The sequence below is a fragment of the Aureimonas altamirensis genome, assembly GCF_023702225.1.
Taxonomy (GTDB): Bacteria; Pseudomonadota; Alphaproteobacteria; order Rhizobiales; family Rhizobiaceae; genus Aureimonas; species Aureimonas altamirensis_B.
Window position 1 is genome coordinate 165388 of record NZ_JAMQCO010000005.1, and the last position, 17154, is coordinate 182541.

The 17154-nt window shown below is 65.8% G+C and carries 18 protein-coding genes; 12 read left to right on the forward strand and 6 right to left on the reverse strand.

The window, feature by feature from the left end:
* Window position 1: 1 nt before the first annotated feature.
* Complete coding sequence (locus NDN16_RS10310) at window positions 2-1249, reverse strand: polysaccharide biosynthesis/export family protein (protein ID WP_251113538.1); 1248 nt, start codon at window positions 1247-1249, stop codon at window positions 2-4.
* 62 nt (window positions 1250-1311) lie between these two features.
* Complete coding sequence (locus NDN16_RS10315; RefSeq protein ID WP_251113539.1) at window positions 1312-1995, reverse strand: sugar transferase; 684 nt, start codon at window positions 1993-1995, stop codon at window positions 1312-1314.
* Between the two features lie 618 nt (window positions 1996-2613).
* Between NDN16_RS10315 and NDN16_RS10320 the strand changes: the two genes are divergently transcribed.
* A complete protein-coding gene (locus NDN16_RS10320) occupies window positions 2614-2871 on the forward strand; it encodes an exopolysaccharide production repressor protein (RefSeq protein WP_285292588.1) in 258 nt (85 codons plus the stop codon).
* 103 nt (window positions 2872-2974) lie between these two features.
* Window positions 2975-3973 (forward strand): glycosyltransferase family 2 protein, encoded by a 999-nt coding sequence (locus tag NDN16_RS10325; RefSeq protein ID WP_251113540.1) that lies wholly within the window; start codon window positions 2975-2977, stop codon window positions 3971-3973.
* A gap of 6 nt (window positions 3974-3979) precedes the next feature.
* Here NDN16_RS10325 and NDN16_RS10330 read toward each other — a convergent pair whose 3' ends face one another.
* A complete protein-coding gene (locus tag NDN16_RS10330; protein WP_251113541.1) occupies window positions 3980-4942 on the reverse strand; it encodes a glycosyltransferase family 2 protein in 963 nt (320 codons plus the stop codon).
* A 282-nt stretch (window positions 4943-5224) separates the two neighbouring features.
* Here NDN16_RS10330 and NDN16_RS10335 point away from each other — a divergent pair, with 282 nt between their 5' ends.
* From NDN16_RS10335 to NDN16_RS10365, 7 genes are all read left to right on the forward strand, one after another.
* Entirely contained in the window at window positions 5225-5389 is a 165-nt protein-coding gene (locus NDN16_RS10335; RefSeq protein ID WP_251113542.1) for a hypothetical protein, read from the forward strand.
* A 29-nt stretch (window positions 5390-5418) separates the two neighbouring features.
* Window positions 5419-6201 carry a glycoside hydrolase family 16 protein gene (locus NDN16_RS10340; protein ID WP_251113543.1) on the forward strand — a complete coding sequence of 261 codons (783 nt, stop codon included), beginning with the start codon at window positions 5419-5421 and terminating at the stop codon, window positions 6199-6201.
* Window positions 6202-6297: 96 nt separating this feature from the next.
* Window positions 6298-7476 carry a glycosyltransferase gene (locus NDN16_RS10345; protein ID WP_251113544.1) on the forward strand — a complete coding sequence of 393 codons (1179 nt, stop codon included), beginning with the start codon at window positions 6298-6300 and terminating at the stop codon, window positions 7474-7476.
* A complete protein-coding gene (locus tag NDN16_RS10350; protein WP_251113545.1) occupies window positions 7476-8450 on the forward strand; it encodes a glycosyltransferase family 2 protein in 975 nt (324 codons plus the stop codon). Before NDN16_RS10345 ends, NDN16_RS10350 begins: the two co-directional genes overlap by 1 nt.
* A complete protein-coding gene (locus NDN16_RS10355; RefSeq protein ID WP_251113546.1) occupies window positions 8447-9403 on the forward strand; it encodes a glycosyltransferase in 957 nt (318 codons plus the stop codon). The genes NDN16_RS10350 and NDN16_RS10355 overlap by 4 nt, the downstream gene beginning before the upstream one ends.
* Complete coding sequence (locus NDN16_RS10360; RefSeq protein ID WP_251113547.1) at window positions 9393-10325, forward strand: glycosyltransferase family 2 protein; 933 nt, start codon at window positions 9393-9395, stop codon at window positions 10323-10325. The genes NDN16_RS10355 and NDN16_RS10360 overlap by 11 nt, the downstream gene beginning before the upstream one ends.
* A gap of 42 nt (window positions 10326-10367) precedes the next feature.
* Window positions 10368-12674 (forward strand): Wzz/FepE/Etk N-terminal domain-containing protein, encoded by a 2307-nt coding sequence (locus NDN16_RS10365; protein ID WP_251113548.1) that lies wholly within the window; start codon window positions 10368-10370, stop codon window positions 12672-12674.
* Window positions 12675-12679: 5 nt separating this feature from the next.
* Here the strand turns inward: NDN16_RS10365 and NDN16_RS10370 are convergent, their stop codons facing one another.
* Window positions 12680-13489, reverse strand: a complete 810-nt coding sequence (locus NDN16_RS10370) for a metallophosphoesterase (RefSeq protein ID WP_251113549.1) — start codon at window positions 13487-13489, stop codon at window positions 12680-12682.
* A 253-nt stretch (window positions 13490-13742) separates the two neighbouring features.
* On the opposite strand from NDN16_RS10370, the gene NDN16_RS10375 reads away from it, so the two are divergent.
* Window positions 13743-14003, forward strand: a complete 261-nt coding sequence (locus NDN16_RS10375) for a GlsB/YeaQ/YmgE family stress response membrane protein (protein WP_251113698.1) — start codon at window positions 13743-13745, stop codon at window positions 14001-14003.
* Between the two features lie 38 nt (window positions 14004-14041).
* On the opposite strand, the gene NDN16_RS10380 is transcribed toward NDN16_RS10375, so the two are convergent.
* The gene (locus tag NDN16_RS10380; protein WP_251113550.1) at window positions 14042-14650 is read right to left on the reverse strand and encodes an SH3 domain-containing protein; all 609 of its coding nucleotides are present in this window, start codon (window positions 14648-14650) and stop codon (window positions 14042-14044) included.
* A gap of 139 nt (window positions 14651-14789) precedes the next feature.
* On the opposite strand from NDN16_RS10380, the gene NDN16_RS10385 reads away from it, so the two are divergent.
* Window positions 14790-15140: a response regulator gene (locus NDN16_RS10385; protein ID WP_353050211.1), complete on the forward strand. Its 351-nt coding sequence runs from the start codon at window positions 14790-14792 to the stop codon at window positions 15138-15140.
* Window positions 15141-15147: 7 nt separating this feature from the next.
* Here the strand turns inward: NDN16_RS10385 and NDN16_RS10390 are convergent, their stop codons facing one another.
* A complete protein-coding gene (locus tag NDN16_RS10390) occupies window positions 15148-16263 on the reverse strand; it encodes an HWE histidine kinase domain-containing protein (RefSeq protein WP_285292591.1) in 1116 nt (371 codons plus the stop codon).
* Window positions 16264-16414: 151 nt separating this feature from the next.
* On the opposite strand from NDN16_RS10390, the gene NDN16_RS10395 reads away from it, so the two are divergent.
* Window positions 16415-17152 carry a DUF3750 domain-containing protein gene (locus NDN16_RS10395; RefSeq protein ID WP_251113553.1) on the forward strand — a complete coding sequence of 246 codons (738 nt, stop codon included), beginning with the start codon at window positions 16415-16417 and terminating at the stop codon, window positions 17150-17152.
* The last annotated feature ends 2 nt before the right edge of the window (window positions 17153-17154 follow it).

The following is a 17154-nucleotide window of genomic DNA, read 5'->3' on the forward strand; positions in this document are numbered from 1 at the left end:
GTCAGTTTACGGGGATCGCCGCAAGCGCGACCTTGACCACGTCGCCCGGCAGGACAGGCGTGTTCTCTTCTGCGGCGAGCTCCTGCGGCTCGCCGTCGACCGTGCGGACGATCTTGTACTCGATCCGCACATTCTCGTTGAACAGGCCGACATTGGCCACGGGGGCCTGCATCATCGCCTCCGAAACCAGGTTCTGGTTCGTGGCGAGTTGCAGGTCGGCTGCGCGGATGTCTGCCTCTACCTGCTGGCGTTCCCGGGCGATTTCCGCGGCACGGTCGTTTTCCAGGTCGGTGGCCGATTGCTGTGCCTTGGTGATCTCCTGGCGCGCCTGCAGCAATGCCGTTTCGTAGTCGAGAAGGCGCGTTTCCAGCTCCGCCATGGTCCGCTCGACGGAGAGAAGACGCGAGTTGACCACCAGGCCCTGGTTGGACAGGTCGCCGATGTCGCTGAGCTCCTTGCGGGTCAGCTCGATCTGGCGGTTCTGCGCCACGATCTTCTTCTGCAGCGCCTCGACCTCGTTGGTCAGAAGCTGCTTCAGATCGTCCAGCGCCTCGAGCTGAAGATCCAGCCGCTTGCGACGCGTCTCCATGATGGCCGTCTCGTCGGAGATCATGGACGCGAAGTCCGGCTGGTCCTTCAGTTCGGCGGGGGCATCGAACTCGGTGCGGTTGGCCGCTTCCGCCTCCAGCCGCGCCCGCTTGACGATCAGGCGGTTGCGATTGGCCGCCACCACATCGTGCTCGCCCGTGGCGCGGATGACGTCGCGTTCGAGGCGCATGTTGCTATCGTTGGCGCGGCGCAAGCCGCCGGCGATGCTGACCGCCTTGAGGACCGTCAGATCCGGATCGTACGGGTAGCGGCCGGGATTCTGCGCATCGCCCGCCACGAAGACCGGACGGAACTCGGCCAGTTCCACCGATGCGTTAGGCCTGTCCATGAGGCCCAGCGTCTGCTGAAGGTCTTCGCCGATTACGGATGCTATCTCGGCCGGGGTGCGTCCCGCGGCCTCGATCTGTCCGATGAAGGGCAGGGAGATGGACCCGTCCGGGCCGACGAGGTAGTCGCCGCCGAGGGCGCTCCAGTCACGGACCGCACCCTCCGCGCTCTGCCATTCGACGACACGGATGCGCAGCTTGTCCATGGCGCCGAGGCGGTAGCCGTCGCCGCTGTCCTGGGCGCCGGCCGGAAAGCATATGCCGGCCGCGACGAGCGCGCCGGCCAGGCGGATTGATAAGGGTCGGAGCGTCAAGAAAAGCCTCCAGTGCCGGCCCATGCCCGATGGCAGGCCGGCGGATGCCGCGTGAGGCGCGGTCAGTAGCTGCCGCGCGACGCGACGACGGCCGGAACCGTCTTGATGATGATGGCAAGGTCGGTCGCAAGCGACCAGTTCTGCACGTAATGCGTGTCGAAGGCGACGCGCGCCGCGTAGGATACGTCGTTGCGACCGCTGACCTGCCACAGCCCGGTCAGTCCGGGGCGGGACGCCAGGTAGAATTCGGCCGCGGGTCCGTAATAGTCGAGTTCCTCGGATACGACGGGACGCGGCCCCACCACCGACATCTCGCCGCGCACGATGTTCAGGATCTGCGGCAGCTCATCCAGGCTGAGCTTGCGCAGAACCTGGCCGACGCGCGTCACGCGCGGATCGTTCTGGAGTTTGCGCGTGGCGGTCCATTCCGCCAGGGCCTGCGGGTCGGTGCGAAGATGCTGCTGGAGCACCTCGTCGCCGTTCTCGACCATGGTGCGGAACTTCAGGCATCGGAACGTCTCGCCGTTTCGACCGATCCGCTTGTGGCCGTACAGAATGCTTCCGCCGTCGCTCGCCTTCACGAGGGCCCCGATCAGGAAGAACAGGGGCGCCAGAATTATCAGGGCGAGGACCGCCGCGGTGAGATCGAATGTCCGCTTGATCGCGCCGCCGATAGGCGGCGTCTGCCCCTCCGACCGCGCAAAAAGACGTGCGGGCTTGCTTAGGAGCCTATCAGCCGTTCGCATGTTGCAAACTCCGAACCGAGGATGACGAGCACAGGAAGCATACGCGAAACATGTTGCAGTGCAACCAGACATTTGCGCTTTGGATCGAATTTTTCAGGAAGACCATAATTCTGTTGGCGTTTTCCGTGGCGCGCGGCGGTATCCCACCAGTTGAAGAATGCCAATTCGCGTCTGTTGGAATGGCTAAAAATCAGTCAAGGCGCGTCGTTAAGGGCGAAGAATTTGACAATTTTTTGTCACCCATCGAAAGTGGGTGTCCAGCGTAAACGCAGTGTAAGTATATTCTGAAAAAATACTTTGCCCCGGAAAAAATCTACATGACATTCACGGGTGGATCACGATTGCGAACGGTCGCTTATTAAATCGGTTAGGGTGCGCCGCGAAAAAAATGCTACCAAAAATTGATTATCGGACCGCATCCATATTGATCTGTGGCGCGTTTGGCCTTAGAGATGGAGCATATTGAGCTAAAACTTGTGTTTCTTTACTAACCTTAGAAGACCTCTGTTGAGGAAAACAGCCGCGCTGCCGGGAGCAGCCAGGGCCTGCAAGGCTCAAGGAAAGCGGCGCAGATGTTGAACTTGCATCGTTCTTCGCCATGATGATGGTCTTATAGTCATGTCCTTCGTTCTTTTTCTACGTGGCATGTTGCTGGCTCTCACGGCCTTCGCCATCGCAATTTACTGGCTGACGGGCTCGGTTTGGACGACGCTCGTGCAGACCCTTGTGTGCGCAGTCATCATTCAGGTTGGTTACTTCGTAGGCGTACTGTTTCTTGTGTGGCGGTCGGGCAACGTAGCTGAAGATGGTCGCCGTCATGATGCCCAGTCCGATGCCGGCAAGGTCGGGTCCGACGTTTTTCACAATCATTTCTAAGTCGTCATTCCGGCCTTGATCGGCATGGCACTTGAACTCGCCACGTTTCCAAGTCAGCCTTTTGGCTGAAGACGATTACGGAAGCTGAAGGCGGGACCCGCTTATGGAAGACAGGTTGAAGGTTGCAGTCATCATCGCTGCGATGAACGCATCCGCAACGATCTCCAGGGCCGTCATATCCGCATTGGCCGACCGCAATGTCGGCGAGGTCATCGTCGTCGATGACGCATCTTCCGACGATACGGCGGCTGCGGCGCGTGCCGCGGACGACGGGTCCGGGCGTCTGACCGTGCTGGTGCAAGCCGTCAACGCCGGTCCGGCTGCCGCCCGCAACAGGGCGATCGACGCCTCGTCGTCGCCGTTGATCGCCATTCTGGACGCCGATGATTTCCTGTTGCCGGGTCGCTTCGACGCGATTCTCGACGAAGACGGCTGGGATTTCGCCGCCGACGATATCCTTTTCGTGCCGGCGGACCGCGCACTGGACCCTCTGCCTGCGATCGCGGCCAGCCCGCGCCCGGCAAGTACCCTGGACGCAGCCGGCTTCGTCGACGGCAACATATCCCGGCGCGGCCGCTCGCGCGGGGAGATCGGTTTCCTCAAGCCGGTCATGCGGCGGGGCTTCCTGGACACTCACGGACTGCGCTACCGCGAGCAACTGCGCCTCGGCGAGGATTACGAGTTCTATGTCCGCGCCTTGCTGGCCGGGGCCCGGTACAAGGTCGTGCATAATTGCGGCTATGCCGCCATCGTGCGCACCGATTCGCTGAGCGGCCGCCATCGGACGGAGGACCTTCGGCTTCTGTGGCAGGCCGACCTCGCGCTGCTCCGCCTGCCGATGGAAGCGGATGTGCGCAATGCCCTGTCGCGGCACGCCGGACATATTCGCAGGCGATACGAGCTGCGACGGTTCCTCGACGACAAGGCCGCGAGCGGTCTCGTGCGGGCCGGAATTTCCGGTCTCTTCCGGCCCCGGACCCTGCCGGGCATCGCCACCGGTATCGCTGCCGACAAGCTGGACACGCTTCTTCGCCGCCTGGACCGCCGCCCCGCCGAGCTGCCGCGTCACAGGCAGCTTTCCGAGGGGTGGCCCGTCGGCTGAGCTCGGTCAGGTCTTGCGAAGTTTCGAAAGGCAAAGGCTGATTGCGCTTCGTACGATGGCCGGATCGGTCCGGGCCCAGCGCGCCAGCAGCCGGAGTTGCGGCGCCTTCCCGCGCCTCGATCGTGCGACCTGTCCCCACAGCGCTTCGCGGCGTGCCCGTTCCGAGCGGCCGGCAAGGGCGGCCGAGCCTTCTTCGTCGGGCGTGGCGCGCTGCGACAAGAGCTTCAGCGCGCGCAACGTGTTGAACTGCTGTGCCAGATAGGACGGCGCCGTGTTCGTTATGCCGTGGAAGATATTCGCGCCCTCGCCCCGCACTGCGCCCGTGTGTCCCGACAGGATCGTGCGCCGCGCCGCCGACACGCTCTCGTTCATGAAGAGGATATCTTCGGCCGCCAGTCTGAGTTCCGGATCGAACCGGACGGTGCGGAACACCGAGGGCCCCATGACCATGCAGGACAGGTGCAGGTAGGACCAATCCTCCAGCATGCGGGAGGCAAGCCCGTCCGCAACGAGCATCAGCGGTGCGTTCGACAGGGTGGTGAAGCCGGACCTGCCCTCCAGGGCGTCGACGGCGGAATGATAACCGAAGTCGTCTCCACCGGTGATCGTTGCAAAGCAGCAATCGGCATCGAACCTGTCCATGGCGTCGAGCGAGGCCGCGAGATGCCCGGCGTGCCACACATCGTCCGAATCGAGGAAGGCGACATGCGTCGTGTCGCCAGGCACCCGATCCAGCCCCGTATTGCGGGCGCCGCCGGGCCCTGCATTGGCCTGTCGCACCAGTGTCACCCGCGCCTGCTCCGATGGCGGTCGGCAGACGATTTCGATCTGCGCCGGAACGGGCGAGGCGTCGTCCACGACGATGATGGACGGTGTGACACCGACCTGCCCGAAAACGGAATCGAGCGCCCGGGACAGGATGCCCGACTGCTTCTGGTAGAACGGTATGACGACGGTTACCGATGACACGTCCAACCCTTTCCATGGCGATCTGCGCAGCCTCTTGTTGCGGCGCATCAAACTGTTGCAGGCCTTGTGTCCGATGACAATGTTGGCGAAATCAAGGGTTGCATCCAGGCGAAAATATAACGATCTTCCGCACCGCACGACGCTTCGCCGTGACAGCTCCTGTCACAATCTGCCCGCATTCGCGGGCGAGTGATGTCCGCCGCGCCGCAACATGGCGGGTTATCCTGCCTGCACGAACGGCCGACGGACTGCAAACGATAAGGTGGCGTGATGAAAACGCACATGAACCACAAGACGCAGTCTTTCGGTACGAACCCGCAGGTCGAGGACAGCTCCCGGTTGCATCTCGACGAGGCAGCAGGCACGCCCGAGGGAAAGGCCTACCCCGCATATTTCCACGGCATGGGATTTGCCGTCGGAGCGGTTGGCCCGACCGGGGAGGGGTGAGCGTTCCTGCCAGACAAGGAGCCTGCGCCATGCGCATCCCCGCGCTCGCAGCATTGATCCTCGCCACTCCGACCGTCGCTCTGGCGGCCGGAGCGGACGGCAACGGCACCTCCTTCGTGGAGGATTTCGACCGGCTGGACCTGAAGCGCTGGTACGTCTCCGATGGCTGGGCCAACGGCGATCACCAGAACTGTACCTGGTCCAAGCGGCAGGTCGGCATTTCCGACGGCACGTTGCGCCTTGCCTTCGAACAGCGCCGGGCCGGGGACAGGGATTATGCCTGCGGAGAGATCCAGACCCGCGGCGAATTCAAGTACGGGACCTACGAAGTCCGGATGAAGCCGGTTGCCGGCTCCGGCCTCAACTCGTCTCTGTTCACCTATATCGGCCCGACCCACGGCAAGCCCCACGACGAGATCGACTTCGAGTTCCTTGGCAAGGATCCGTCGCAGGTCCAGCTGAACCAGTATGTCGACGGCGTCGGCAACAACGAGAAACTGGTGGATGTCGCCGGCGGCGCGGACACCGCCTTCAACGACTATGCCTTTGTCTGGGAGCCCGACCGTATCCGCTGGTTCGTCAACGGAGAACTGGTCCATAAGGCCGACGACCCCGCCAAGCTGCCGCAGAATGCCCAGAAAATCTATCTGGCACTCTGGGGGAGCGACACCCTGACGGGCTGGATGGGCCCATTCGAGGACGAGGGCCGCAAGGTGATGGAAGTCGACAGGGTATCCTTCACCGCGCAAGGTGAGGCTTGCCAGTATCCGGATTCCATCGTTTGCCGGATCGACGAGGCCGACGCGCAATAGGCTTTCTGCGAAAATGCTGTGGTGCAGCAATTTTATTGCAAAGCCTCAACTTTAGACTTAGCCTCCAATCTGCAGGTTGCACGGGGTCCGCACGGCATGCCTACGATCCTTTATCTCGTCCACGATCTCTCCGACCCGGCCGTCGCACGCCGTGTCGCCATGCTCGAGGCAGGCGGTGCGCGCGTCGACACGGCGGGCTTCTGCCGTGGCGAGGTGCCGGCGCGCCTTGGCGCGGACCGGCCGATCATGCTCGGGGCGACGGCCGATGGCGACTTCCGGCAAAGGCTGGCCATGGTGGCCACCGCCGCGTTGCGCCTGCGACGGTCTCTCGGGCATCTTTCGCGCCCGGACGTGATCGTTGCCCGCACGCTGGAGATGCTTGCCCTCGCGCGTCGCGCGACAAGGTTTCACCGGCCGCGGCCCACGCTCGTCTACGAGAGCCTCGATATCCATCGCCTGCTTCTCGGCGACGGGCTGAAGGGGCGGGCGATGCGCGCCGCCGAGCGAGCCCTCGCCAGTGACGCGGCGCTGCTGATGACGAGTTCGCCCGCTTTCGTGCGGGAGTATTTCGAGCCGCGACAGGGCCTGACCCTGCCGACGCTGCTTCTCGAGAACAAGGTGCTGGACCTCGGCGCCGGGCACGTGCCGGCCGATGCCGTGCCGCATGCCCCCCCTGCCGGCAAGCCGTGGACGATAGGCTGGTTCGGCGCCCTGCGCTGCCGCAAGTCGCTGGACATCCTGTCTCGCCTGACGCGGATGGCCGAAGGCCGCATCGAGGTCGTGCTGCGCGGCCGGCCGGCCCTGCGCGAGTTCGACGATTTCCATGGCCGCATCGCCGAAGAACCCTTCATCCGCTTCGAAGGGCCGTATCGCAACCCGGACGACCTGTCCGCAATCTACGGCGAGGTTCACTTCGCCTGGGCGATCGATTATTTAGAAGCCGGTTTGAATTCCGATTGGCTGCTGCCCAACCGACTGTACGAGAGCTGCCTGCATGGCGTGGTGCCGATAGCGCTGTCGGCCACGGAAACCGGGCGTACGCTGGCACGGCGCGACATCGGCATCCGCCTCGACGCGGCGACGCCGGAGGCCTTGCTGGCGGCCTTGCCGCTGGACGATGAAGGCTATGCGGCGGAGCGTGCCCGGGTGACCGCCCGTCCGCGCTCCTTCTGGGTCTGCGGCCCGCGCGAATGCGCGGCCCTGGTGGAGCGGCTCGTCGCCCTGCCCGGAGAGGTGCGGCCCAAAGGCCGCGCGATGATGGAGGCTGCAGGCTGATGCGTTGCCTGATCGTCGTGCCCTGTCTCAACGAAGCGGCTCATATCGGCCCGCTGCTCGATCGCCTGGATGCCGCAGCGGCCCGCCTCGATGCGCGGATCGTCGTTGCCGACGGCGGCAGCACGGACGGCACGCTCGACTGTCTTCGACAGCGCGCAGGGGGGCGGATCGGTTTCTTCCACAATGCCCGCCGCATCCAGAGCGCCGGGATCAACGAAGCGGTCGCACGCCATGGCGACGGTTTCGACTGGCTGATGCGGATCGATGCCCATGGCGACTATCCGGACGACTTCGTCGACTGCGTGCTGGCCGACGCCGAGGCGACCGGGGCGGATTCCGTCGTCGTCGCCATGGTGACGCAAGGCAAGGGCGCGCGCCAGCGCGCGGCCGCCCTGGCGCAGAACTCGCGCCTCGGCAATGGCGGGTCGGCGCACCGGGCCGGCGGCGGCGGCGCCTTCGTGGACCATGGGCATCATGCCGCCATGCGCATATCCGCCTTCCGGGCCGTCGGCGGTTATGACGAGAGCTTCAGCCACAACGAGGATGCCGAACTGGATCATCGCCTGAGTGCGGCCGGCTATCGCATCTGGATGACGGGCCGGACGCGGATGACCTATTATCCGCGCGCCAGCTTTCGCGCCCTCGCACGGCAGTATTTCGGCTATGGCAAGGGCCGCGCGATGAACCTCATGAAGCACCGCGGCCGACCGCGCCTGCGCCAGCTCGTCCCGGTCCTCGTCGCGCCGGTGCTGGCGATGGCCCTTCTGGCGCCCGCGGCATGGGTGTTCGCGGTGCCGGCGCTCGGCTATCTGCTGCTCTGCCTCGCCTACGGCGCGGCACTGGGTTTCCGGCAGGGCCGCCCGGGCGAGGGCATGCTGGCCGGCCTGTCGGCAGTCGTCATGCACACGGCGTGGTCCGCCGGGTTCTGGGCGGCGCTGCTGCGGCCCGCGCGCCGCCGCGAGGTGCCGGCATGAACGGGAAGCGCTCTGGGGACCGTCTTCTCGTCGATATCGGCCTGTGCACCTTCCGCCGGCCTGAACTGGCCGAGGCGCTGGCATCGATAGACGGGCTTGCCGTGCCCGACGGCGTCGAGCTGCATGTCATCGTGGCGGACAACGACACGGAGCCCACCGCCCGGCCGCGCGTCGACGCCTTTGCGCGTTCGTCGCGCCATCGCGTGAGCTACGTCCATGCGCCGGCCGGCAACATCTCAATCGCGCGCAATGCCTGCCTTGATACGGCGGCGGGACGCTACATCGCCTTCATCGACGATGACGAAACCGCCCATCCGAGCTGGATCGCGGCGCTTCTGAACGTCGCGCGCCTGCAGCGCGCGGCGGCGGTGCTGGGCCCGGTCGAGGCGGTGTATGGCGAGGATGCGCCGCGCTGGATGCGCGAAGCGGATCTCCATTCGACCCTGCCCGTCCATGTCGATGGACGGATCCTGACCGGCTACACCTGCAACGTCCTTCTGGACCGCGAGGCCGCCAGCGTGGCGGGACGCCGCTTCGATCTTTCCCTCGGCCGGACGGGCGGCGAGGATACGGCCTTCTTCACCGGACTGACCCGGGACGGCGGGCGCATCGCCTATGCGCCGGAAGCCCTCGTCTCGGAAGGAGTGCCGAAGGCCCGCGCAACCTTCGGCTGGCTCGCGCGCCGACGGTTCCGCATGGGGCAGACCCATGCGCGTATCGTCATCGGGCCGGGATCGCCGGCCCGCCAGGCGGCCCAGATGGCGCGCGCCGCCGCCAAGGCGGGGTGGTGCTGGGCAATGGCCGCCGCGACGTTTCCGGCTGCGGCCTCCAGCCGCCGGCATGCCCTGCGCGGTACGTTGCATGCGGGCGCGGTGGTTGGCCTTCTCGGCGTGCGCGAAAGCGAGCATTACGGCACGGCGCAGCCTGCGGGGGAGACGCCCGATGCAGCCTGACGTCACCTTCGTCATCGCGGCGTGGAAGGCTGCCGACACGCTGCCCGCGGCCCTGCATTCGGCCTTGGCGCAAGCGGGCGTCGAGGTGGAATGCGTGGTCGCGGACGATTGCTCCGGCGACGGTACGGCCGATGCCGCGCGCGCACTGCGCGACGCGCGGATCAAGATCGTTTCGCTCGACCGGAACGGCGGGCCGGGCGCGGCGCGCAACGCCGCGATGCGGCTGGCGACCGGGCGCTGGCTGGCGGTGCTGGATTGCGACGACAGTGTCCGGCCGGACAGGCTTGCCCGCATGATCGCCCGAGGCGAGCGGATGGACGCCGAGATCGTGGTCGACAACATCGAGATCGCGGAGAACGGGCGCTCGCACCCGATGTTTCCCGAAGCGCTCCTGCGTCGCACGCCGGACATTTCGCTGGAAGCCTTCATCCTGTCCAACCGCATGTTCCGCAGCCGCTTCAATTTCGGCTACATGAAGCCGATCCTGCGACGCGACTTCGTGCTGGAGCATGGTATCCGCTATCCGGACGGCTTGCGGATCGGCGAGGATTTCATCTTCCTGGCCAGCGCCATGGCCCATGGCGGACGGTGCGTCGTGGAGCCCGAGGCCGGCTATGTCTATGCCGTGCGCCAGGGCTCGATCTCGCGCGTCCTGCATGCCCATCACGTCGAGGCGCTGATCGCCGCCGACGCGGCCTTCCTGGCGGCGCATCGCCTGTCCGGCCCCGAGAGCGCCGCAATGGCGGCGCATCGCAAGAGCCTGGACGATGCGGCTGCCTTCCTGGAGGTCGTGCGGCACATCAAGGACAGATCCATCGTCGGAGCCCTCAGGCAGGGCCTGGCGAACCCCATGGCGCTGGCTCACCTGCGCATGCCCATCGCCGCGCGCCTGCAACGGCTGGCGCGTCCGGCAACCGGCTGAGGCGCGGATGAAACAGAACAAGAAAAAGGCGCTGGCGGAATCATGAACCAGAACCATTTCCCCATGCACGGCAAGGTGCAGGCGCTGTCTGGAATGGACGATCGCAGAGACGAATTCATCGACCTGGACCGCCTCCTTGGCATGGTCCGGCGCAATTGGAAGCTGGCCGCCATCGGCGGAGCGGCCGGCCTCGTGCTGGGCGGTCTCTATCTCGTCAGTGCTCCATCGGTCTATACGGCGTCCACACGTATTCTGCTCGACCAGAATCTCAGTCGTTTCGCCGAGGACGAGCCCCAGTCGCGCAATCCGCTGCAGATGGACTCCGTGGTGTTGAACGAGGTGGAGATCCTCGGCTCGTCGCGCCTGGCCCGCACCGTCGCGCAGAACATGAACCTGGACGACAACGACGCTTTCCTGAACCCGCCGCAATCCTTCGTCGGCTGGATCAAGTCCGGCCTCCGCCGGGTCGTCTCCATGGTTTCGCCCCCGCCCGAACTGACCGAGGCCGAGGCGGCCAATGCCCGGCTCGGCAAGGCGCAGTACCTCCTGCAATCGGGGCTGACCGCCGAACGCGTCGGGCGCAGCTTCGTCATCGAGGTATCGTACCGCACCAACGACCGCATCCTCGCCGGCGACATCACGCGGGCCTACGCGGCCGCCTATCTTGCGGACCAGCTCGACGCGAATTTCGAGGCGACCCAGCAGGCCACCGCATGGTTGCAGGGGCGGCTGGAGGAGTTGCGGACGAGTTCGCAGGCCGCAGCCTTGGCGGTGGAGCGTTTCCGGGCCGAGAACGGCCTGACCGCGGCGCGCGGCGAACTGATCTCCGAGCAGCAGCTCAGCGAACTCAACGGTCAGCTGATCCTGGCGCAGGCCGAGACGGCCCGCGCCTCGGCGCGTTATCGCCAGTTCCAGTCGATCGTCGATTCCGGGCCGGAGAACGCGGTACAGAACTCGACCATCTCCAGCGCCGAGCAGCCCGGCACGGAGACCATCGTCGATCTTCGCCAGCGTTACCTGCAGGTGGCGCAGCGCAAGACCGCCATCGAGGAACAGTTCGGCGCCGAACATCCGCAGGCGGTAGCGCTGGCACGCCAGGAAGCCGAGCTGACGCAGCAGATCTTCCGCGAGTTGCAGCAACTGACGAACAGCTATCGCAACGAGTTCGAGGTGGCGCAGTCACGCGAGCAATCCTTGCGCGACAATCTGAACCTCCTGACCGGGCAGGTGCCCGAAACCAATACCGCGATGGTGCGCCTGCGGGAACTGGAGCAGCAGGCCAATACGCTGTCGACGCTCTACCAGACCTTCCTGACGCGCTACGAGGAGGCGTCGCAGCACCAGTCCTTCCCCATCGCCAAGGCGCGGGTCATCTCGCCGGCCGGCAATCCGGTCAGCCCGTCGAGCCCCCGGAAGACCATGACGATGGCCCTCGCGCTCGTGCTCGGGCTGATGGGCGGCGCGGCGGTGGCCGGTCTGCGCGAGTTCCGCGAGCGGTCCTTCCGCACCGGCGCGCAGATCGCACCGGAACTCGGCCTGCGGTTCCTCGGCTATCTGCCGTATTTCGACCGGCGCGTCGTGGCCGCCGCGGCGGCCCAATCGGCGGCCAGCGGCGAGGGGGAAGCCCTGATGCCGCCGGAAATGCGCTTCGCCGCGATGGCGCCCGGCTCCAGCACGGCCGAAAGCCTGCGCCATGCGCGCATGATGGTGGACGCGGCCTTGCCCGACAAGGCTTCCCGGGTGATCGGCTTCGCCTCCGTGCTGCCGGGCGAGGGCAAATCCACCACCGCTTCCAATTTCGCGGCGTTGCTGGCCGCTTCGGGGCGGCGTACCCTGCTGATCGATGCCGATATGCGCAACCCCGGCCTAAGCCGCGCACTTCTGCGGCCTCCGGAGACGGGCCTGGTCGACGTCCTGGCCGGCACGACGCCCTGGCACGGAGCGCTGCTGCAGGACAAGTACACGCAGACGATCCTGTTGCCATCCGTTCTGCGCCGCAACTTTACCCCCACGGCGGAGCTGCTTGCGGGTGCGAAGGCGGCCACGCTGATCGGCGAGGCTCAGGAGCATTTCGAATATGTCGTGGTGGATCTTCCGCCGCTTGGCGCGCTCCTGGATGCACGGGCCTTCGAACCGATCTGCGATGCCTTCATCATCGTCGCCGAATGGGGGCGCACCCCGCGCGAGTTGTTGCGCAGCTCGCTGGAATCGCATCGCGAGATCGGGTCGAAGGCAGCCGGCGTTATCCTGACGAAGACCGACATGCAGAAACTCGGCCTCTATGGCTCTTCGGCCGGGCCGGAACAATATGCCGGCCATTACGGCGCCTATTACAGCGACCGGACCTGACGTCGTCAGATCCGCCCGGCGGGGCGCACGGCGCCGCCGGGCCGGCTGGACAGGAAGCGGCCCGTGTTGTGCCACAGCCGAAGGCCCGTCAGCCGGCCGGTGAAACAGGCGCCGGTATCGAGATTGACCCTGCCCTTCGCATGCAGGGGCTGCTCCACCGGCGTATGGCCGTGCACCACGACACGCTCGGCCAGATGGGCCTTCTCCGCGAAGGACTTCCGCACCGTGGCGAGCTGCCAGTCGGATTGGCGCGCCAACGGCGTGTCGGGCATGACCCCCGCATGCACGAAGGCGAAGCCCGGCATTTCAACGATGATCGCCAGCTGGCGAAGAAACTGCAGATGCGCAACGGGAATCGCCTGGCGGATCAGCATGTCGCGTTCGGCGTTACCCTGCCCAAGGGCCGCGATCTGCGCCGTATCGATGCCATAGGACGCAAGCGTTTCATCCGCGCCGTAACGCAGCCAGTCCTCCAGGGTGCTGCGACCTTCGAGATAGTCGAGCATGACCAGCTCGTGGTTGCCGGCCAGGCACAGGCGGGTGAAGCCCTGCGGCATCGGCTGCATGAGGTGGTCGATGACCTGGGCGGAGGCCGGGCCACGGTCGACGAAGTCGCCGAGCATGATCAGAAGTCGTGGTTCCGGAAAGTGGGCGGAGTCCGCGAAGATTTCGTCTTCCAACGTCAACAGCGCATCGAGGCATCCATGGACGTCACCGACCGCATAGACCGGGCCCTGCGGTTCGGGCAGCACGATGCGTTTCAGCGGGCGGCGATCCGGTCGGCGGGAGCCGATCAGCCGGGACAGGCTCTTCATGCGGGGCGTTCCTGGACGGTCGTGTCGGGGCTGCGAGTCACCATGGGCGACCTTCGGTTGAACGATACTGCATCGAGGCCGCAACGACAAAAAGCGCCCTGGACCGCCGGTCGGCGTTGTCGTGAGGCAACGCCCCAACCCTGAAGAATGCGTGATCGGCGCGCTCAGCGGCGATTTTTCGCCGACCCTGCTTGACCGAACGGTGCGCCGCTTCACCTTCCATCGCATCGACCGTGTAGTCAGGAGACGAGTTATGGACGGCGTAGGTTGGATAGCAGCCATCATCATCGGTGGCATTGCCGGATGGTTGGCGACGATCTTCATGAAGAGCGATACCGGCGTCTTCATGAACATCATATTGGGCATTATCGGCGCAGCGGTGGCGAGCTTTCTGTTCGGGCTGCTGGGCATCTCGTTCGGTGGGTGGCTCGGCTATCTGGTCGCGGGCTTCGTCGGAGCCTGTATCCTCATAGCGATCGCACGTGCGATTCGGGGCAACAGCGTCCGAAGCTGACAGCGACTGGCGGGAGCGGTCCCTGCCGTCTCCCGCCGTCAATTCCGCCCGTCGACCGTAGCGGGCGGCACAAGGCGGCGGTCTGCCCTTTCCGCCTGCATGGACGGCGGCCGCATCGCCGTCGGCATCGCGGCCGGCGCGTTGCGGCCAAGGCTGGCCGCGCGGACCCAACCGGTAAAGATCCCGGCTTCCACGCGGCGCCATTCCCCCTTGCTTTCCACGATCCGCAGGACTTTGCCCGGCTCGACGGTGGCGCGGACTGTCGAACCGTCCTTCGGTTCCGACAGGAGCCGTAGCTGCCCGCTTTTCAACACGGGACGGCTTGCGACCAACGGACGCTTTGCCGGCGTTGCCGGGTTGGCGATGGAGGCCACCTCAGACTTGCGGTCCGGTGTCGGCGGCGCCGGCCGCGGCGATGTCGAAGCCTGCTGGGCACTTGCACGCGGCGCCGGCGCCGAACGCGCCGGTGGGGTATCCGGCTGCGCGAGGCCGGCCAGAGTGGACGCCCTGTCGTAGAGGCCCGTCATGAGTGCAGGGTTGGATCCGTGGACGATCCAGCCTACCCCGAGCAGGCCGGCCAGCCACCAGCCGAGGCCGATGCCCGATTTCCTGCTTGCCGGTTTGCGCCTGCGCTTGCCCGTTGCCATTACCGCGCTCCATAGGTCTCGACCGGCCGAGCCGATCCTGTTCCATCCGGGTTCCCACTGGTCTATACCGTCGGCCGGTTACGAATCTTTACACCTCGCGCGGGCGACCTACATTTTCGCCGAACGGCATATCGAATTGGTGCATGAATTGCTGGCATTGGTCGTCGAAGACGAGCCCATGGTCCGCATGGCTCTGGTGGATTTCCTGTCCGACAACGGGATGGACGTGCGCGAGGCGGGCACCGCCGACGACGCGTGGCGGCTCATCGAGGCCGGCGAGCGGTTCGATATCGTGTACACGGACGTCAACATGCCGGGCGAGATGGACGGGCTCGACCTCGCACACCGCCTGCACAGGGATTGCGGTTCGACGCGGATCGTCATCCTGTCCGGACGGCAGCACCCCGACCGGGCGGCGCTGCCCGCCGGCGCCGTGTTCCTGACCAAGCCCTATCGCTATGAGGAACTGCTCGTTCTCGCCGTACAGTAACCGCAGGTCAATCGATCGCATCCAGCGTGCCGTGCATCTGGAACTGCGCGCCGGCGGGTGCGAAGGTCAGTCGTGCGCTTCCGGAAAAGTAACTGGCCACGACTTTCTCCAGCAGTCGGGAGCCGAAGCCGCGCCGATTCGGTAGCGAGGCCGGCGGCCCGCCGGATTCCAGCCAATTGAAGGTGAACTCCCGCCCATGCCCGAGCGCCCAGACGATATCGACGCGCCCGCCCGGGCTCGACAGGGAACCGTATTTCCAGGCATTCGTCGCCAACTCGTGGATTGCCAGCGTAAGGCCCAGGGTCTGCTGCTCGTTCAGATAGGCGACCGGGCCGGAAACGGCGATCCTGTCGACGCTTTCGCGATGCGGCACCAGCGCCGACGTTACGGCATCGGCGACGGGCGTGCTCGCCGAGACCGATCCGGTCAAAAGATCCTGCGCGCGTGCAAGCGCGGCCAGCCGCGAGGATATGGCCGCGCGGGCCTCGTCCATATCGGACGAAATCCGGAATGTCTGGCCCACGATCGACTGCACTACCGCGAGGGTGTTCTTCATGCGGTGCGACAGTTCGCGCGCCAGCATGAGGCGGCGTCGGTTGGCCTCGCGCAGCTCCTCGATGCTGGCATCGCGCTCGGCGATGAGCTTGCGCATCTCGATCTGGGCCATGGCCTGGCGCGCCAGAAGCTGCAGGCTACGGACCTGATGTTCGCTCAGGGTACGGGGCACGGTATCCAGCACGCAGATCGTGCCGATGGGATGGCCGCCGGGGGCGCGCAGAACCGCGCCTGCATAGAAGCGGATCGCGTCCGTTGCCGTCACGGCCGGGTGCGTTCGGAAGCGCGGGTCCGCAGCGGTGTCGGGAATTTCCAGAAAGCCGTCCTGGCGCACCGTCTGGCGGCAGAATGGCAGGACCGAGACGGCTTCCGCCCCCGTCAGGCCGGTCGCCGCCTTGATGAATTGTCGTTCGGCCGCGACGAGGTTGACGAGGGCGCCAGGCGCTTTGCACAGTTCGGCGGCGATGAAGACGAGTTCGTCGAAGTCGGGTTCGGGCGGCGTGTCCAGAATGGCATAGGATTCGAGCGCGGCGAGCCTCGCCACCTCGCCATCCGCATAAGATTCCATCTCGCCCCGGATGCTCGCCTCCTTCAAAAGAATTATCTGTGATTGAATCCATATCCGAAGTTGCAGACAGAACCATGAAAGCAATCCGGTCGCGGCTATGCAATGCCGAATCAAGCAGGCTGCCGCGAGAACCGGAAGGGGTGGGTGGCGCATGACGCTGTTGCGCGGTCTTCTCGCGGCCTTCGCGATCCTCTTCGTGGTGCCGGTGCTGGCGAGTTCGGCGTGGTGGGCCCTGACGGAGCGGCCCTCGCAGTGGAACCGCGCCATCTGGACCTCGGCCGGCATCCTGCCGCCGGCAGACCGGGAGAAAGCCGCCGTCTATATCCTGGCGGCGCGGACGGGCGGCATGAAGGGAGCAATCTCGCTGCATAGCTGGATCGTGCTGAAGCGGCCGGGGGAGGCGCGTTACGAGCGCTACGACAAGGTCGGCTGGGGGCAGCCTGTTCGGCGAAACCATCGCGACGCCGACGGCTACTGGTACTCGAACGAGCCTTTCGTGGTCCATGCGGTCGAGGGAGAGGCCGCGGCGGCTCTGCTGCCGCAGTTCGATGCGGCGATCGCGGCCTATCCCTACGGGCAGGCCGGCGGCTATCACATCTGGCCGGGCCCGAACTCGAACAGCTTCGTGGCCCATGTGCTGGATGCCGTACCGGATTTCGGCGGGCGGCTTCCGCCGCATGCGGTGGGCCGTGATTTCGCGCCGGGATGGGGGCGGTTCGGCCCGACGCCCGACGGCCGGGACTTCCGCGCCTCTCTCGGCGGCTATGCGGGAATCACCGTCGGCCTGGCAAGCGGGCTCGAGATCAATATCCTCGGCCTCGTCGCCGGGTTCGACGTGGCGCGACTGGGGGTAAAACTGCCCGGTGTCGGCACGCTCGCCTTATGGTGAAC

What these genes read in the sequence shown, in the direction of transcription:
- NDN16_RS10315 (WP_251113539.1), bottom strand. Translation starts at nt 1,995, where the DNA reads ATGCGAACGGCTGATAGGCTCCTAAGCAAGCCCGCACGTCTTTTTGCG.
- NDN16_RS10320 (WP_285292588.1), top strand. Translation starts at nt 2,614, where the DNA reads ATGTCCTTCGTTCTTTTTCTACGTGGCATGTTGCTGGCTCTCACGGCC.
- NDN16_RS10325 (WP_251113540.1), top strand. Translation starts at nt 2,975, where the DNA reads ATGGAAGACAGGTTGAAGGTTGCAGTCATCATCGCTGCGATGAACGCA.
- NDN16_RS10335 (WP_251113542.1), top strand. Translation starts at nt 5,225, where the DNA reads ATGAACCACAAGACGCAGTCTTTCGGTACGAACCCGCAGGTCGAGGAC.
- NDN16_RS10340 (WP_251113543.1), top strand. Translation starts at nt 5,419, where the DNA reads ATGCGCATCCCCGCGCTCGCAGCATTGATCCTCGCCACTCCGACCGTC.
- NDN16_RS10345 (WP_251113544.1), top strand. Translation starts at nt 6,298, where the DNA reads ATGCCTACGATCCTTTATCTCGTCCACGATCTCTCCGACCCGGCCGTC.
- NDN16_RS10350 (WP_251113545.1), top strand. Translation starts at nt 7,476, where the DNA reads ATGCGTTGCCTGATCGTCGTGCCCTGTCTCAACGAAGCGGCTCATATC.
- NDN16_RS10355 (WP_251113546.1), top strand. Translation starts at nt 8,447, where the DNA reads ATGAACGGGAAGCGCTCTGGGGACCGTCTTCTCGTCGATATCGGCCTG.
- NDN16_RS10360 (WP_251113547.1), top strand. Translation starts at nt 9,393, where the DNA reads ATGCAGCCTGACGTCACCTTCGTCATCGCGGCGTGGAAGGCTGCCGAC.
- NDN16_RS10365 (WP_251113548.1), top strand. Translation starts at nt 10,368, where the DNA reads ATGAACCAGAACCATTTCCCCATGCACGGCAAGGTGCAGGCGCTGTCT.
- NDN16_RS10370 (WP_251113549.1), bottom strand. Translation starts at nt 13,489, where the DNA reads ATGAAGAGCCTGTCCCGGCTGATCGGCTCCCGCCGACCGGATCGCCGC.
- NDN16_RS10375 (WP_251113698.1), top strand. Translation starts at nt 13,743, where the DNA reads ATGGACGGCGTAGGTTGGATAGCAGCCATCATCATCGGTGGCATTGCC.
- NDN16_RS10380 (WP_251113550.1), bottom strand. Translation starts at nt 14,650, where the DNA reads ATGGCAACGGGCAAGCGCAGGCGCAAACCGGCAAGCAGGAAATCGGGC.
- NDN16_RS10390 (WP_285292591.1), bottom strand. Translation starts at nt 16,263, where the DNA reads ATGGAATCTTATGCGGATGGCGAGGTGGCGAGGCTCGCCGCGCTCGAA.
- NDN16_RS10395 (WP_251113553.1), top strand. Translation starts at nt 16,415, where the DNA reads ATGACGCTGTTGCGCGGTCTTCTCGCGGCCTTCGCGATCCTCTTCGTG.